We start from the raw sequence: 16,190 nt of genomic DNA, 5'->3' as shown, positions 1-16,190 counted from the left end.
CCCCATGCCGGGATCAGGGCGAGATGAATTCGATGCCGGGCAGGGCCGCGATTTCGGCCACGTCGCGGTCGTAATTCGCGGTGATCCGGTCCACCAGCTCCTGGGTCCAGCCGGGCAGCGCGATTTCGACCTCAAGCTGGTCGGGCAGGGCATATTTCTCAAGCGCTTCGGTGAAGATGCGCCGCCGGCTGGCGACGGTCAGGCGCTCTTCGCGGGCAAGCGCCTCGCGGATCATCTGAATGCCCTCGGGGCGCATGATGTCGCCCAGGATCTGCAAGCCGGCTTTAAGCGGGACATCGCTCGGCATGGTGGCGATGCGGCGCACCACCTCGGGCCAGATCAGGGGGGTGTCCTCGTTACACCAGACGACGATGCGATGACCCGGCAGGGCCGAGAGGATGCGGCGCATGGTGGGCGCCCAGCGCAGCGCCTCGGGGTCGATGCCGGACATGAGCTCGTGATAGGGCGGGCTGTTGTCCTGGGCGGCGATGAAGGGAATCAGCGTGGCGGGATTTTTCAGCGCCATGAAGAATTCGACCTCGGCATCGGGGAAGAGATTGGCGAGCGCCGCCATTTTCTCGCCCGCGATAGCGTAAAGCCCCTGCGGTGAAATGACGCGGCGCACGGTTCCCAGAAAGGTCGGCGTGCTACAGATCATGCGCCGCGGCTCGTCCACCTCAAGCAGGCTGTCGAACATCACCTGTTGCATGTCGGGCGTGGCTGGCGTTCCTTGCAGCGCGTTCGTCGCCTCGCCAAAGACGTCGCGATGGCTGTTCGGGGTCAGCGGCTCGATCCCGTTTCGCAAAAGCCAGTCGCGATTTTGCTGCAATGTCTTGACCATACGGTAAAGATCTGTCCCATGGACCCCGCAGTGAAAGGCGACCTGCATGCATTGAACCCCTGACTCGTTTTCGCCGGCACAGTAGCCTGCATTGCGGGACAGGGAAACCATCCAGACCGCGCCGGGTCACAACAGCCGCAGGACAGGCTTTGGCGCGGAAAAGTTAAGGTATTTCATCAGAAATTTGTCATACTGATATGATAATATTAGGTTTGGCCTGATATTTCTGCGTGAATCCGGCCTTTCCGCCGCTGCGCCCTATTGTCAGGATTGAAGATATGTTGTTTTGGAGTAAGAATATTTCAATTACTGGCGGCGTGTCGTAACTTTCTCATTCAGATCGACTCGACCGCTCAAGGTGCCTGAAATGTTGGACGTCATAGAGAATATCCTTGCTGCGCGCTCGGCAGAGCAGGTCTGGCAAAGATATGTATCGACGCTGACCAAGTTGGGCTTTCCGCATGTTTCATATCACGGCATGCGGTTGTTGCGGTCGGAAAGCGCGCGGATGATCGATGACAGCATCCTGCTGTCCAGCCACTCTCCCCGGCTTTTGCACGAATTGTTGTCGCAAAACCTGTTACAGAATTCCCCGATGTATCGCTGGATCGAGCGCAATCACGGCAGCGAAAGCTGGGACTGGATGCGGACCCAGCGCATTGCTGGCCGGCTGAGCGCCGAGGATGAGCGGGCGATGGATCTGTTCACGCGATATGGCTATGTCGCCGGCTATGCGATCAGTCTGGGCGACAGCGTGCAGCGGCTGCGCGCGGGGGTCATCCTGAACGGCGCCATCGGTCAGCGTCAGGACAAGCTGGACGAATCCTGGCAGCGATCCCACCGCGAAATCGAGGCACTGACCGGAATCGTTCATCTGCGCATTGCCAGCATGCCCTTCAACCAGCCCGGCGAGGTGCTGACCCTGCGTCAGCGCGAGGTGCTGGAATGCATCTCGGTCGGGCAGACCACGCAAGAGATCGCCGAGCTTCTGGATGTGACGCTTGCGACGGTCGAAAAGCACCTGCGACTGGCGCGAAAGGCGCTTGGCGCGCGCACCACCGCACAGGCGATCCTGCTGGCCGCGAGCCGCCGGCAGATCTTTGTCGATCCCGGTGAGCCATGCACCGTCAAGAGCGATGCCCAGTCCGGCGCCTCGGGGCGGTCGGGGGGAGAGCCCTGGCGCTTTACCTCGTTTCTGGGCGCAAGCACGGTTTCGGGCGAACGGGGCACCGAAGGTTGAATCGCAGCAAGGCATGAAAATACCCCGCAAATCAATGATCTGCGGGGCATTGGTTATTTATCATGCCGGGCGTTGTTTGACCGGCAGGATCGGCGCGGATCAGTTTCCGCCCAGGGTCTTGGCGACCTCTGCGGCGAAATCCTCTTCCTTCTTCTCGATGCCTTCGCCAACCATCACGCGGGCATAGCCGGTGATTTCGACGCCCGCATCCTTGGCCGCCTGCTCGACGGTCAGATCGGGATTCATCACGAAGGCCTGACCCAGCAGGGTGTTTTCGGCGACGAATTTCTTCATCCGGCCCGGGATGATGTTGTTCTGGATCACAGCCTCGGGCTTGGGCTTGTCGGACGAGGCGTTTTCTTCCAGCGCCTTGGCGGTCTGAACCTGCAATTCGCGCTCAAGCACGGTCGGGTCCAGGGTGGCTTCCGACAGCGAAACCGGGTTGGTCGCGGCGATGTGCATGGCGAATTGCTTGCCGATCGCCTGCGCCTTTTCCGCCGGGCCGTTCAGCGCGACCAGCACGCCGATCTTGCCCATGCCGTCTGCGGCGGCGTTGTGGACATAGGACACCACGGTGTCGCCTTCCAGAACGTGCATCCGGCGCAGGGTCATGTTCTCGCCGATGCGGGCGATGGCGTCGGTCAGCACTTCCGAGACGGGCTTGCCGTTCAGATGCGTGGCGCGCAGCACCTCGACATCGGTCGCGGTTTCCAGCGCGACTTCGCTGATTTCACGGACCAGCTGCTGGAAATCGGCGTTCTTGGCGACGAAGTCGGTTTCCGAGTTGATCTCGATGGCGACGCCACGACCGTTGGTGACCTGCACACCGACCAGCCCTTCGGCGGCGACGCGGTCGGCTTTCTTGGCGGCTTTCGCCAGGCCCTTGGTGCGCAGCCAGTCGATGGCGGCGTCCATGTTGCCGTCGGTTTCGGTCAGCGCCTTCTTGGCGTCCATCATGCCTGCGCCGGTCGTTTCGCGCAGCTCTTTCACCATCGCAGCGGTGATAGCCATCGGATGTCTCCTTGTTCTGAATGCGTCAGGCGGGGCTTATCCCCGCCTGATGAATGTTCCGTAAAGCCAAGGGGGCCCGTACGGGCACCCCGATCAGGCGTTGGCTTCTTCGGCGGCTTCTTCGTCCAGATCTTCGCCCGGAGCGGCCTCCAGCGCGCCAAGATCGACGCCGGCGGCGCCCATCTGGGCCGACATACCGTCCAGCGCGGCGCGGCTCATCAGGTCGGTGTAAAGCGCGATGGCGCGGGCGGCGTCATCGTTGCCGGGGATGATGTAATCCACACCCTTGGGCGAGCAGTTGGTATCGACCACGGCGACGACCGGGATGCCCAGTTTCTTCGCCTCGGCGATGGCCAGGTCTTCCTTGTTGACGTCGATGACGAACAGAAGGTCCGGCAGACCGCCCATTTCGCGGATCCCGCCCAGCGAGGCCTGAAGTTTGGCCTGCTCGCGTTCCATTTGCAGACGCTCTTTCTTGGTCAGGCCTTCGGCGCCCGAACCCAGCGTTTCGTCCAGAGCCTTCAGGCGCTGGATCGACTGCGAAACGGTTTTCCAGTTGGTCAGCGTGCCGCCCAGCCAACGGTGGTTCATATAATACTGGGCCGATTTCTCGGCGGCTTCGGCGATGGCCTTCTGGGCCTGACGCTTGGTGCCGACGAAAAGGACGCGGCCGCCCTTGGCGACGGTGTCGCGCACGACCTGCAGCGCGGCGTCCAGCATCGGAACCGTCTGGGTCAGGTCGAAAATGTGAATGCCGTTACGTTCACCATAGATGAACTCGGCCATACGGGGGTTCCAGCGCTGGGTCTGGTGACCATAATGCACGCCAGCTTCCAAGAGCTGACGCATGGAGAATTCGGGAAGCGCCATGTCCATGTCCTTTCCGGTTTGCGCCTGGGCGGGGCTTTCAGGGCAATGCCCCAACCGGTGGACCGTCAGGGGATGTCTCCCCCCGGGGCCCGACCCCGCCTGTGAAGTGGGCGCGATTTAGTCGGTCGCGGCCCGAAAGGCAAGCCCCAAAAGCGGCCATGCGCGATTTCCGCCCGGCGAATTGGGGGCCGTAAACCTATGTTTAATCTGTTTGCGCCATCTTGTCCCGACCGGATGGAAACATGGGGGCGGATGACCCGGTGATTGAGACTGCGGGAGGTAAAGGGGAAAATGGTTGATCGGGACGGGCCGCTGGATCTGACGATCCTGCTGCAACATCGCCGCATACAGATGCGCGCACAGGCCGAGGCGGCGCTGACCGCCGCCGGCTGCACGGTGCATGTCAGCAGCGACGGCATTCAGGGGCTGACGCAGCTGATGTATCTGCGGCCGGACATTATCATCACCGGCATCAGCATGCCGCAGATGGACGGTCTGGGCTTTATCGAGGCGGTGCGGCGGCTGGAATATCTGCGGGCGGTGCCGATTCTGGTCATGTCGGCCAATACCAGCCCGGTGCTGAAGACGCGGGCGCGCAATATCGGCGCCTCGGGCTGGCTGCGGGATCCGTTCTCGAAAGAACAACTGATGGCCGCAATCCGTGCGGCGGTCCCCGTCACGGGCGAGGGATAGGGCGGCGATGGCGCGGCGTTTCCGATCCCCGGCCGCGTCGGATGGGCGGGGGCCAACGGCGCGCTTGCACAGGAAGGGCGCAACCGCTATCGAAGCCAACGGGCATGCCGCCCAGTCCAGATTACGGCGGCAGATCCCAGAACGGGACGCATGGGCGGCGCAGGCCGCCTGCGTCCGACAAAGGCGCCGGTATAGCTCAGCTGGTAGAGCACGTGATTTGTAATCTCGGGGTCGGGGGTTCGATTCCCTCTGCCGGCACCAAATCTTTCGCAGATCGCTTTTCCATCTTTCTCACGGGTTTCTCGGACGATCGTTGCGGCGCGAATCGTCCAAGCTCAGGGCGGCCGCGTCCCCGGCAAAGCCATGGCGAAACCAGCCCGCGCGTCCACGCGCAGCCGGGCGCCCGCTTGCCAGAACCACCCCAAGGATCGCGATGGCCACGCCCGCGACCTGCATGGGCTGGGGCATGCGGCCCAGAATGGCGGCCAGGATCAGCGCCGCCACCGGCACCAGGTTGAACAGCACCGAGGTCGGCCCCGCCCCCCGGACCGATACGCCGACCTGCCAGAAGATATAGGCCAGTGCCGATCCGAAGAGCGCCATCCACAGGATCGCCGCCCAGATCCGTCCCCCCGCATGCGCGATGCCGTCCAGCGGATCGCCCAGCCACAGCGCCAGAATCACCAGGACGACGGTCCCGCTGAGCATCGTCCAGGACGCGGTTTGCAGCGCGTCGGCCCCCCGCACCCAATGCCGGCAGCCGATGGTATAGATCGCCCAGCCCAGACTGCCGCACAGGATCAAAAGATCGCCCGAGGCGATGCGCGTCCCGGCAAAGGCCCCCACGGTCATGGCCACCCCGAACAATGCAATGGCCATGCCCAGCATTGTCCGCGTCGAGGGCCGGCGCCCCTGCAACAATGCATCCAGTAATGTGGTGGTCAGCGGACTGGTCGCCATGATCAGTGCCGCCGTGACCGGGCTTGAACTGCGCATGCCCAGAAACAGCGCGGCGTTGAAGCCGGCGACCCCGATGATGCCCAGCACGCAAAACGCAATCAGGTTGCGGCGCAGCGATGCGACATCGAAACCGCCGGACATTCCCAGCCACAGCATGATCGCCGCCGTGGCGATGACAAAACGCGTCGCAGCGGCGGTCCAGGGATCCATTCCCTCAAGAACGATCCGCGTCGCTTCGAAATTCGTGCCCCAGAACAGGGCGGCGAGGGTGCTCAGCGCGAATGCGGCCCTGCTGCGCGGCAGGGTTGGGGACGGGAAGGTCGCGATCCGGGTCATGGCATGTCCTTGATGCAGAGATGCGACCAGCTTTTTCATCTTTCATCACGACCCGCATATCGCGAATATGGCAATGCTGATTTTCATTTATGGAAAGCCCATGGAGCGCCTGAACTGGGACGATCTGCGGCTGTTTCTGGCCGTCGCGCATGAGGGGACGCTGACCGGGGCGGCGCGGGCTACCGGGCTTGGGCTTGCCACGGTGTCGCGCCGGATCGAGCGGATGGAACAGGTGCTGCGCCTGCCGCTGTTTCTGCGCCATCAGTTTGGCTATGCGCTGACCGATCAGGGGCGCGCGCTGCTGCCGCGCGCCGAAGCGGTCGAGCTGGCGATGCAAGAAATGCGGCAGGCGGCGGGGGAACAGGTTCGGATCAGCGGGCTGGTGCGGATGGCCTGTTTTGAAACGCTGATCACGCCGGTGGTGTTGCCGGCGCTGAAGCCACTTTTGGCGGCGCATCCCGGGCTGGATGTCGAAATTCTGAACGCGACCGCCACGGTGAACCTGCAACGCCACGACGCCGATCTGGCGTTGCGCCTGTCACGGCCCGAACAGGGGAATCTGCGGATGCGCAAGCTGGCCGAAATCGGCTTTGGGCTTTATGCGCCGGCCGAGGGGTGCGCGCCGTCCCGGCATGTCCTTTGGCCCGACGATATCAGCGTCGCCACCTTGCGGGGCTGGGCGATGGCCTTTGGTGCGATGGACGGGGCACGGCTGGCGGTGAATACGCTCTCTGCGCAGGTCGCGGCGGTGCGCGACGGGATGGGGATCGCGGTTCTGCCGCATTTTCTGGCCCGACCGGCGGGGTTGCGGCTGCTCGCCGCGACGCTGCCCGATGGCGGTGTCATGTCGCGTCCGGTGCTTTTGGTGACCCATGCCGATCTGGCCGCATCGCGCCGAGTCATGGTCGTGGCCGACGCCATGGCCGAGGCGCTCACTGCCCGCCGCCATGAGCTTGAAACCCCCTAGGCTGTGGGCGCACGCGGCGTCAGGCGCAGCGCGATGCCCGATTTTCCGCGCAGGGTCAGCCGCATCACCGGCACCGGGCGGGTCGCGCCGGGTTCGAAACGATAGGCCCGCGCCAGCGCCGACAGGATCAGCGGCCCCTCGATCATGGCAAAGCCCGCGCCGGGACAGGCGCGCGCGCCGGCCGAAAAGGGAATATAGGCCTCGCGCGCGCAGGTCTTGCCGTTCTCGGTTTCCCAGCGGCCCGGATCAAAGACGTCGGGGTCGTTCCACAGCCGCTGATGGCGGTGCAGATGCCATGACGACAGCACCAGCTGCGCGCCGCGCGGCGCGTGGCGGTCGCGCAGCATCTCGGGGCGGCGACACTGGCGCACGGTCATGGCGACCGGCGGATAAAGCCGCAGCGCCTCGCGAAACACCGCGCGGGCCACGCTCAGCGATTTCACGGCGGCGAAATCGGGGGTGGGATGGCGCGCGGCCTCATCCGCCAGACGGTCCTGCCATTCGGGATTTTCGGCCAGCAGAAACAGCGCCCAGGCCAGCGCCGAGGCCCCGGTTTCATGCCCGGCCAGGAAAAAGGTCGCGACCTCGTCGATCATTTCGGGCGGGCTGAACCTGTTGCCGGTCTGGGGATCGGGCGTGGTCATGATCTTGGTCGCCAGATCGGGGGGCGCGGTGCCGGCGGCAATCTCTGCGGCGCGCGCGGTTACCAGTTCCCGGATCAGGCCGCGGATGCGGCGGGCGCTGTCGCGCACGCGGCGCGAATGCAGCCGCGCCCAGCGGGGCAGGGCGATCAGCCCGCCCAGATTGACCATCGGCTGGGCGTCCTGATGATCGCGAAAGGCCTCAAAGACCCGGGCGGCGATGGCGTTTTCGATCGGGATCGAAAACAGGGTGCGAAAGATGACATCGGCGGCGATATGGCTGGTCTGCGGTTCGATATCGATATCCCGCCCGTCGGCCAGCGGCGCAAGCCGGGCGACGCCGGCCTCGGTCGCTGCGGACATGGCGGGAAAGGCATCGCGCAGGCGACCGCCTTCAAAGGCGGGATCGATGATGCGGCGTTGATGCAGCCAGGTTTCGCCGTTCGAGATAAAGCTGGAATTCCCCAGAAGCGGTTGCAGCCCGGCCGCCATGCGCGGCGATTTCGGAAAATCCATCGGCCGCCGGCGCAGGATCAGATCGACCAGCTTGGGGTCGTTGCAGGTAAAGCTGTGGATGAAGGGGCCGCGAAATTCGGCCATCCAGGCGGTATAGAGCCGCTCGGACTGCGCCGAAAGGATGTCGCGCCGGAAATCGCGGATAAAGCGCCAGACCGAGCCTTTTCCCTGACGCGAGGCGGGCTTGGGCGGAATCGGGCCGGGCCGGGTCATGTCGCGGTCCAGCGATTGACCGGCCGCGCGATCCGGCCGGGCGAGTGCTGGCGCCGGGCATAGCGTTCGGCCAGCATCAACGGACCGGCGGTAATGGTAAAGTAATCATAGTCGCCGGGCAGATCGAAGGCGCAAAGATATTGGAAATGCAGGCGAAACCAGCGCCAGCGCAGGCTGCGTTGCTTTTGGCGCGACAGCGTCAGCGTAAAGGCCGCCGACAGGATCAGCGGCTGACGGCGGTCGGGCGGCTCGACCCCGGTGACCGCGACCGGATCGCAGAGACCGAAACAGCAGGCATCGCCCGGCGCCGTCACGTCGATCCAGTCGACCTCCGGGCTTGCCGACAGATCGTGCAGATCGGCGCGCAGCCGGTTTGCACGCGGCAGGAACGAGGCCATCGGCACGACATGGCCCAGCGACAGAAAGGACAGGCGCGGCCGCCCGGGCGTTCCCGCAGCAGGGATCCGGCCCGAACGGATCAGATCGGCAAGCACCGATACGCCCAGATAGGCACCGGAACTGTGGCCGACGATCAGCACCTCGTCCCAATCCCCCGCCATCACCTCGGCGATGCGGTCGGTGAATTCGGCAAGCCGCGCCTCAAGCGCGGGCGGATAGGCGCCGCCATCCTGCGCGGTAAAGGCGTAATCATGCATGAGGTAATAGGCAAAGATGCTGCCGTCGAGCCGGCGCCAAAGATGCAGCCCCGCCCAGCACACCGCCAGCATCACCGGCAGGCCCAGCCACCAGCCCAGCCCCGTCAGCCGCCCCAGCGCCCAACCGGTCAGCCCCCCAACCAGCAGCGCCAGCAAAAGCTGCGCGATCAGCACCACCACCGGATAAAGCGCCGCGATCACCGGCCCGCGCCGCAGCCGCATCAACCGCCAAAGCGCGCCCGAGCCGATATAGGTCCGGGCCGTGTGCAGCAGCTGGCCATAGGTCGCCGCAATCGAATGCCCCATCGAGTTCTGGACGATATCGGCCCAGATCAGCACCTCGAATTCGGCCTCGGCGTTCCGGCCGTTGAAATCGCCCCTGACGCCCCAGCCGAACCCTGTGCGGTCCTGTCTTGGGCCGAATTCCAGCCCATAGCCCGAAACCTGCGCCTGCGCCGCGCCCTCGCGTTTATAGAGTTCGCGATAGCGGCGCGGCGGGATCGGATCGAAACCGGGAATGTAAAGGATGCGGCGGCGAAAGGGTCTGGTCATCTGCTCTCGGGCGTTTTGCCGCGCAGCATAGGCCAAATCCGACCCCCGGCAAGCCATGGATCGCGGGGAGTGTCCGCCAAATCGATCCGCTGCGGCGCCGGCGCGATCGTCAGCCGCTGCGCCACCGCGTTTCAAGCTTTTCGATGGCGGCGATGCGGGCCTCGGTCCTGGGATGCGACATCAGCCATGCCGGCGCCGCGCCGCGACCGCCCGAGAGCGATTCCAGCTTGCGAAACAGGCTTTTCTGCGGCCCCGTGCCCAGCCCGGCCTTGATCATCAGCGCGCTGGCAAAGGCATCTGCCTCGAACTCGTCCTGACGCGACAGGCGGGCGGCGACGGCGGCGGCGGCCAGATTGGCGATCCAGCCGCCGATCCCGGGCAAGAACCGGCCCAATACACCGGCCAGCACGATGCGGATCACGTTCTGGCCGGCGAAATCGACCATGCGCCGGCGCGAATGGCCATGCGCGACATGGCCCAGCTCATGGGCGATGACGGATGCCAGCTCGGCCTCGGTCACCTCGCCACGGTCCAGCCGGTCAAGAAAGCCACGGGTCAGAAAGATCCGCCCATCCGGCGCCGCCAGCCCGTTGACCGGCGCGATTTCATAGACATGCGCCCGGATCGGCGGCAGATCCATCGCCCGGCCCAGCCGTTCCAGCATCGGCACCAGCCGGGGATGGGTCAGCGGCGCGGATTTCGCGTTCAGTTCCGCCTTGAGCCGCCATAGCGAGAAAAACCACATCGCGGCGACATAAAGCAGGATCAGGATGATCGGCGTAAGCTTCAGCATGGCAACAATATGGGCGCGGCGCGGCGTTTAGCCAAGGATGCGCATGGCCTGTGTCAGCCCCTCAAGCGTGAGGGGTTGCATGCGATTGTCGAAAATCTCGCGCACCATCGCGATGGAACGGGTCTGCGACCAATGCGCGGCGGGCACCGGGTTCAGCCAGACATGATCGGGCCATGTTTCGCGCAGGCGCCGCAGCCAGGTTTCGCCCGATTCGGGGTTCCAATGCTCATTGGCGCCGCCGGGAACCGCGATCTCATAGGGCGACATCGCGGCATCGCCCACGAAGATCGCCTTATAGTCGCGGCCAAAGCGGTTGATGATGTCCCAGGTGGGCGTGGTCTCGGCCCAGCGGCGGCGATTGTCGCGCCAAAGCGCCTCATAGACGCAATTGTGGAAATAGAAATGTTCCAGATGCTTGAATTCGGCGCGCGCGGCCGAAAACAGCTCGTCCACCAGCCGGGAATGGTCGTCCATGCTGCCGCCGGCATCCAGAAACAACAGAACCTTGACGGCGTTGTGACGCTCGGGCCGGGTCTGGACATCGATATAGCCATGCTCGGCGCTGGCGCGGATGGTGCCGGGCAGGTCCAGTTCCTCGGCCGCGCCATGGCGCGCCCATTGCCGCAACCGTTTCAGTGCCAGCTTGATATTGCGCGTGCCCAGTTCCACCGAATCGTCGAAATCGCGGAACTCGCGCTTGTCCCAGACTTTCACCGCGCGGCGATGGCGGCTTTCGTGCTGGCCGATGCGCACGCCTTCCGGGTTATAGCCATAGGCGCCAAAGGGCGAGGTGCCGGCGGTGCCGATCCATTTGCTGCCGCCCTGATGGCGGCCCTTTTGTTCGGCAAGGCGTTCGCGCAGGCGGCGCATCAGCTCGTCGAAACTGCCGGGGCCGGTGATCGCGGCGCGTTCCTCGGGGGTCAGGAATTTCTCGGCCAGCTTTTCCAGCCATTCGGCGGGAATCGCCACCTCGTCGACCAGCGCCTCGACGGGGATATCGTCAAGCCCGGCAAAGGTTTCGGCAAAGGCGCGGTCAAAGCGGTCGATATGGGCTTCGTTCTTGATCAGCGTGGCCCGCGCCAGATGATAGAATCCCTCGGGCGTCCAGTCCGAAAGCCCGGCCTGCAATCCCGCCAGCAGATCCAGATATTCCCGCAGGCTGGCGGGCACCCCGTGCCTGCGCAGACTGTCGAGAAAGGGCCGGAACATCAGCCCATCCGACCGATCATGACGGTCGCGAAAACGCCCAGAACGGACAGCGCCAGCCCGTAGGCGGCGGCATATTGCAGCTTGTCGGCCCGGTTTCCGTCCAATCGGGTGGCGCGTATCCAGCCGATCGCTGCGCCAAGGATGAATGCGGCGATGACGATCATGGTGCATGCCATAGCCTTGCCCCGCGCCCGAGTCGAGGGGGGCAGGGTTCCTTCACCGAACCCGGCCTGCCCCCTTGAACGCATCCGAGCCGCAGGTTACTTTTACACCAACTTGTTATCGGAGGGCGTGACCATGGCGCCCAGGCGTCCTGCGGGTGCGGACGCGTTCCCGAAAAAAACGGTCGAGCCTTTCGTCACCCGCCCGGCCGAGGACGGGCCGCTTTACGCGGCCTTGGATCTTGGCACCAACAGCTGCCGGATGCTGATTGCCCGTCCCCTGGGCAGTCAGTTTCAGGTGGTCGACAGTTTCTCGAAGCCGGTCCAGCTTGGGCATGGCCTCGAGGCATCTGGCAGGCTGTCGCGTTCGTCGATGGCCCGGACGGTGCATGCCTTGCAGGTATGTCGCCGCAAGCTGGAAACCCATAATGTCGGGCGCATGCGCCTTGTCGCGACCGAGGCGTGCCGGCGGGCCCGCAACAGCCGCGATTTCCTGCGCATGATCCGGCGCGAAACCGGCCTGCCGGTCGAAATCATCGATGCCGAGGAAGAGGCGCGGCTGGCGGTGATTTCCTGCGCGCCGCTGGTCAGTCAGCGCACCGATCAGTTGCTGGTCGTCGATATCGGCGGTGGCTCGACCGAACTGGTGTGGATCGATCTTGAGGATGTCGAGCCGACGGAACGGTCGCGCGCGATCATGCGGCTGGGCGATGGGTTCGACAATCCGCAGCCCGGCGGCGCCCGGGTCGTCGACTGGATCAGCGTGCCGCTGGGCGTGGCGACGCTGCGCGACCAGTTCGAGGATGTCGAGGACGATCAGGGCCGTTTTGCGCTGATGTCGTGGCATTTCGAGGAAATGCTGGCCGATTTCACGCCCTATTCGCTGATGCAGGATATGGACGAGAATTTTCAGGTCATCGGCACCTCGGGGACGGTGACGACGGTGGCGGCCAGCCATCTGGGCCTGCGCCGCTATGACCGGACCAAGGTGGACGGGCTGACCATGAGCTCGGCCCAGATCGACCGCGTGATCCGCGACTATCTGGCGCTTGGGCCGGACGGGCGGCGTGCCGATCCGCGCATCGGGCGCGAACGTCACGCGCTGATCATGTCGGGGGCCGCGATCCTTCAGACGCTGATGCGGGTCTGGCCGACGCGCAGGCTGTCGGTTGCGGATCGCGGTCTGCGCGAGGGTCTTTTATATGCGCAAATGGTCAAGGATGGGGTGCTGGCCCCGGATGGAATGAACGGGGTGGCATGAAATGAGCGAGGGCAAGAAGCCCGGCGCCGGGCGCAAGAGTTCGGGGCGCGGGCAGCGCGATCTGCGGGTCAGGGTCAAGACCGCCAAGGGCCGCAAGCTGTCGAGCACGCTATGGCTGGAACGCCAGCTGAACGACCCCTATGTCGCCCGGGCGCGGCGCGACGGTTATCGCGGCCGCGCCGCCTACAAGATCCTGGAACTGGACGACAAATACCGCTTTCTGGTGCCGGGGGCGCGGGTGGTCGATCTGGGCTGTGCGCCGGGCGGCTGGTGTCAGGTGGCGGTGGCGCGCGTCAATGCGCTTGGCGAGAAATCCGGCAAGCGGGTCGGGCGCGTGCTGGGCATCGACCTGCAAGAGGTCGATCCCATCGCCGGGGCCGAAATCCATCAGCTGGATTTTCTGTCCGACGGCGCCGATGACAAGGTCAAGGACTGGCTCGGCGGCTGTGCCGATGTGGTGATGTCGGATATGGCGGCCGCCTCATCGGGGCATAAGGGCACGGACCATCTGCGTATCGTCGCGCTGGTCGAGGCGGCGGTGCAGCTGGCCTTTGACGTTCTGGAGCCCGGTGGCACATTCGTCGCCAAGGTGCTGGCCGGCGGGGCCGAAAACGACATGCAGGCCCTGCTCAAGCGCAATTTCCGCAAGGTGGCGAATGTGAAACCACCGGCGAGCCGGGCGGATTCATCGGAAAAATTCGTCGTGGCGCAAGGGTTTCGCGGCCGGGGCAACGAGCTGGAAGAAGGGTTTTCCGCCGCATTCCCCGATGAGGAACCGCATCCGGGCGACGGCTGGGGCGTTGACGACGGCGCGGACGAGGTGACGGAACAGGCGCCGGACCGGGATCCTCCGGGCACCGACCGGCGGGAATGAGCAAGGCGCCGCGCTGAGGTCGCGGTGGGATGGCGGCCAAGCTGTCCGGCCCCGTCGCAATCCAGCGCCGCCCCAATACTCACGGTCCCAAGCCGCTTCGATCCGCGGCACCGGCCCCGTTCGCGGCGGTCTTGGCCGGTTTTCGGTCGGATCAGTCCCGCCTGCCGCCCACGCCATTGCGCATGACATCGCGATAGGCCTCGGGCGAACGCCCGGTGGCGGCGGCAAAGCTGCGCATGAAATGGCCCAGCCCGGCATAGCCCAGTTCCTGCGCGATGTCGCAGATCGGGATGTCGCTGCCGCGCAGCGCCCGCGCCGCACGTTCCAGCCGCAGATCGTAAAGCAGTTGCAGCGCGCTGCGCCCACGGCTTTGCAGACAGGCGCGGTCCAGATGGGCCAGCGAATGCCCCAGCCTGCGGGCCAGTTCGGCGATGGTCTGGTTTTGCGACAATTCGGCCTCGGCCAGTTCAAGAAAGCGCTCGGTCAGGGGGCGCGCCTCCAGAATGCCGGATTGGCGCGGCCCATAGACCCCGGCGCGTTCGTCCAGCCGCGACAGGGCAACCGCGATCAGCGCCATCTGACAGGCAGTCGCGGCCTGTCCGGCACTGGTGCGGGGCTGCGCCGCGCCCAGAGCCTGCATCGCCGGTTCGATCAGTGCCGCATCCTCGATCGCAGGCGCACCAAAGCGGCATCCCGGGGGCAGGGGCATCGGCAGGTCCCGGCCATGCCCGGGCGCCAGAAGCAGCGCGCAACCCTGGATATCCGCCCCGGGATTGAGCGCGAAGGCCGTGCCCGCAGGGATGAACGCCACGCGTCCGGGAACAAGAAGCTGGCGGTTGCGGGGAAATTCGATCTGTAACACGCCCCCCTTGAGCAGGATCAGCACATGATCGCCCCGCACCCGGGGGGCAGGCGGCATGTTGCGCCCGCGCAGCGCCCCACCCCAATGAAATCCCGAAAGCGGGATCAGCCGCAGCCCGTCGCCCGGTGCGGCATGGGGGGGCATCGGCTGGGTGGCGCGGTGCTGCGCGACGCGCTGCGGCGCCGTCACCGGCAGCGGCTGTTCCAGCGCGACCACCGCATTGAGAACCGAAATGCCCGCCACTTGCCGGTTCGGCTCCGGGTGGGCCGGATCGGAATGGCCGTCGCCGTCATGCCGTTCATCCCACGCGGGCGGACGGCGCGGGTCGATCGGGGCCGGTTCCTGGATCGTCGGGGCGGTGATACCCGCCGCGACCAGCCGTTCGCAGCTCTGATCCGGGAGGTGATCAGCCGGAACAATCAGGGCGCGGACGGTTTCATTCATCAGACGTGACTTTCAAGGGAAATGTCCGAATCATAACGTTGCACAGTTTACTCACAAAAGAGTTACACCACTTAGGGTTGAAATAAAGTTAACAGTTTCAGGATTATCCCGCAACATGATTGCGGCGACAACATTCAACCGGATCAGTGGTTTGCCGCGATCTGCCGCCAATCGCGCATGCGTCCCCGAAAGAAACTGCGCTGCGCCTTGGCGTATTGGCGGGTCGCGATAATGGCCTTTTCGACTGCCTGATCAAGGCTGTCGCGTCCTTGCAGATGGGCGACCAGCTCGGGCGCGCCGATGGCCTTGGCCCAAAGCGCCGAGGCATCCCAATCGGGCAGAACGGCGCGCACCTCGTCCAGCGCACCCTGATCCAGCATCAGATGAAACCGCCGGGTGATGCGCGCCGCCAACCAGTCCCGATCCGCCTGCAAGATCAAGAGATGCGCCGATGACGGCTCGATCAGGGGCGGCGGCGTTTCGGCCTGCCAGGCGGCGATGCCGCGCCCGGTCGCCTGCAAGACCTCCCATGCGCGCTGGACGCGGACCGGATTTTGCAGGTCGATCCGGCCGCTCGTCTCTGTATCGAGCCCGGCGATCATTCGGGCCAGCCCCTGCGGCGTGGCGCGCAGGGCATCGGCGCTGGCGCGGATTTCGGGCGGGGTGGGCGGGATGACCGCCAGCCCCCGGGTCAGCGCGTTCAGATAAAGCCCGGTGCCACCGACCACGATCAGCCGCCCCGACAGCGCCGCCACCTCGGACAGCCATTCACCGACCGAATAGGCCCGCCCCGGCGCGACATGGCCATATAGGGCGTGGGGCGCGCGGGCCTCATCCTCGGCGGGCGGGCGGGCGGTCAGCACCCGCCAGCAGGACCAGACCTGCAAGGCGTCGGCATTGACCACCGTGCCGCCCTGGGCCTCGGCGATCGCAAGCGCGAGGGCGGACTTGCCGCTGGCGGTGGGGCCGGCGATCACGACATGGCGGGCCGGATCGATCTGATCCAGATGGGGCCGGTCTAGAACGGGGTGACGCTGGGGCATGTGAAAGCAGCAAGCGGGCGGTTGAACATAATGGCTGTTTGCGACAT

General features: G+C 65.3%; 15 protein-coding genes, 1 tRNA gene and 1 pseudogene. 6 read left to right on the top strand and 11 right to left on the bottom strand.

Features of this window, described 5'->3' with window-relative positions:
• Positions 1 to 13 precede the first annotated feature (13 nt).
• A complete protein-coding gene (locus tag ACFOMH_RS09350; protein WP_377744092.1) occupies positions 14 to 841 on the bottom strand; it encodes a hypothetical protein in 828 nt (275 codons plus the stop codon).
• A gap of 367 nt (positions 842 to 1,208) precedes the next feature.
• Between ACFOMH_RS09350 and ACFOMH_RS09345 the strand changes: the two genes are divergently transcribed.
• On the top strand, positions 1,209 to 2,081 hold the full coding sequence (locus ACFOMH_RS09345; protein WP_374425368.1) for a helix-turn-helix transcriptional regulator: 873 nt from the start codon (positions 1,209 to 1,211) through the stop codon (positions 2,079 to 2,081).
• A 99-nt stretch (positions 2,082 to 2,180) separates the two neighbouring features.
• Here the strand turns inward: ACFOMH_RS09345 and tsf are convergent, their stop codons facing one another.
• Complete coding sequence (tsf, locus tag ACFOMH_RS09340; protein ID WP_374425369.1) at positions 2,181 to 3,092, bottom strand: translation elongation factor Ts; 912 nt, start codon at positions 3,090 to 3,092, stop codon at positions 2,181 to 2,183.
• Positions 3,093 to 3,185: 93 nt separating this feature from the next.
• The gene (gene rpsB / locus ACFOMH_RS09335) at positions 3,186 to 3,968 is read right to left on the bottom strand and encodes a 30S ribosomal protein S2 (protein ID WP_374425370.1); all 783 of its coding nucleotides are present in this window, start codon (positions 3,966 to 3,968) and stop codon (positions 3,186 to 3,188) included.
• 285 nt (positions 3,969 to 4,253) lie between these two features.
• Here rpsB and ACFOMH_RS09330 point away from each other — a divergent pair, with 285 nt between their 5' ends.
• Both ACFOMH_RS09330 and ACFOMH_RS09325 read left to right on the top strand, forming a co-directional pair.
• Complete coding sequence (locus ACFOMH_RS09330) at positions 4,254 to 4,655, top strand: response regulator (RefSeq protein ID WP_374425371.1); 402 nt, start codon at positions 4,254 to 4,256, stop codon at positions 4,653 to 4,655.
• Positions 4,656 to 4,840: 185 nt separating this feature from the next.
• A tRNA-Thr gene (locus tag ACFOMH_RS09325) sits at positions 4,841 to 4,916 on the top strand.
• Between the two features lie 30 nt (positions 4,917 to 4,946).
• On the opposite strand, the gene ACFOMH_RS09320 is transcribed toward ACFOMH_RS09325, so the two are convergent.
• Positions 4,947 to 5,951 (bottom strand): DMT family transporter, encoded by a 1,005-nt coding sequence (locus ACFOMH_RS09320; protein ID WP_377744090.1) that lies wholly within the window; start codon positions 5,949 to 5,951, stop codon positions 4,947 to 4,949.
• A gap of 100 nt (positions 5,952 to 6,051) precedes the next feature.
• Between ACFOMH_RS09320 and ACFOMH_RS09315 the strand changes: the two genes are divergently transcribed.
• A complete protein-coding gene (locus ACFOMH_RS09315; protein ID WP_377744088.1) occupies positions 6,052 to 6,918 on the top strand; it encodes a LysR family transcriptional regulator in 867 nt (288 codons plus the stop codon).
• On the opposite strand, the gene ACFOMH_RS09310 is transcribed toward ACFOMH_RS09315, so the two are convergent.
• The 5 genes from ACFOMH_RS09310 to ACFOMH_RS09290 form a co-directional block, all read right to left on the bottom strand.
• Positions 6,915 to 8,288 (bottom strand): cytochrome P450, encoded by a 1,374-nt coding sequence (locus ACFOMH_RS09310; RefSeq protein ID WP_377744087.1) that lies wholly within the window; start codon positions 8,286 to 8,288, stop codon positions 6,915 to 6,917. The genes ACFOMH_RS09315 and ACFOMH_RS09310 overlap by 4 nt on opposite strands.
• Positions 8,285 to 9,496 (bottom strand): hypothetical protein, encoded by a 1,212-nt coding sequence (locus ACFOMH_RS09305; protein ID WP_377744085.1) that lies wholly within the window; start codon positions 9,494 to 9,496, stop codon positions 8,285 to 8,287. The genes ACFOMH_RS09310 and ACFOMH_RS09305 overlap by 4 nt, the downstream gene beginning before the upstream one ends.
• Positions 9,497 to 9,605: 109 nt before the next feature.
• A complete protein-coding gene (locus ACFOMH_RS09300; protein WP_374425376.1) occupies positions 9,606 to 10,289 on the bottom strand; it encodes a M48 family metallopeptidase in 684 nt (227 codons plus the stop codon).
• Positions 10,290 to 10,316: 27 nt separating this feature from the next.
• Positions 10,317 to 11,498, bottom strand: a complete 1,182-nt coding sequence (locus ACFOMH_RS09295) for a vWA domain-containing protein (RefSeq protein WP_377744083.1) — start codon at positions 11,496 to 11,498, stop codon at positions 10,317 to 10,319.
• Positions 11,498 to 11,674 carry a hypothetical protein gene (locus tag ACFOMH_RS09290; protein WP_374425378.1) on the bottom strand — a complete coding sequence of 59 codons (177 nt, stop codon included), beginning with the start codon at positions 11,672 to 11,674 and terminating at the stop codon, positions 11,498 to 11,500. Before ACFOMH_RS09290 ends, ACFOMH_RS09295 begins: the two co-directional genes overlap by 1 nt.
• A gap of 121 nt (positions 11,675 to 11,795) precedes the next feature.
• Here ACFOMH_RS09290 and ACFOMH_RS09285 point away from each other — a divergent pair, with 121 nt between their 5' ends.
• The gene (locus ACFOMH_RS09285; protein WP_374425379.1) at positions 11,796 to 12,920 is read left to right on the top strand and encodes a Ppx/GppA phosphatase family protein; all 1,125 of its coding nucleotides are present in this window, start codon (positions 11,796 to 11,798) and stop codon (positions 12,918 to 12,920) included.
• A 1-nt stretch (position 12,921) separates the two neighbouring features.
• A pseudogene (locus ACFOMH_RS09280) lies at positions 12,922 to 13,668 on the top strand (RlmE family RNA methyltransferase); the annotation flags it as partial.
• 277 nt (positions 13,669 to 13,945) lie between these two features.
• On the opposite strand, the gene ACFOMH_RS09275 reads toward ACFOMH_RS09280, so the two are convergent.
• Positions 13,946 to 15,100, bottom strand: a complete 1,155-nt coding sequence (locus ACFOMH_RS09275; RefSeq protein WP_377744081.1) for an AraC family transcriptional regulator — start codon at positions 15,098 to 15,100, stop codon at positions 13,946 to 13,948.
• A 143-nt stretch (positions 15,101 to 15,243) separates the two neighbouring features.
• Positions 15,244 to 16,143, bottom strand: coding sequence for a tRNA (adenosine(37)-N6)-dimethylallyltransferase MiaA (gene miaA / locus ACFOMH_RS09270; protein WP_377744079.1), 900 nt, complete (start codon positions 16,141 to 16,143; stop codon positions 15,244 to 15,246).
• Between the last annotated feature and the right edge of the window lie 47 nt (positions 16,144 to 16,190).

The organism is Paracoccus mangrovi (assembly GCF_042648425.1).
Classification (GTDB): domain Bacteria; phylum Pseudomonadota; class Alphaproteobacteria; order Rhodobacterales; family Rhodobacteraceae; genus Paracoccus; species Paracoccus mangrovi.
The sequence above is the reverse complement of the archived record's forward strand: the minus strand, read 5'-3'. Positions and strand labels throughout refer to the sequence as shown.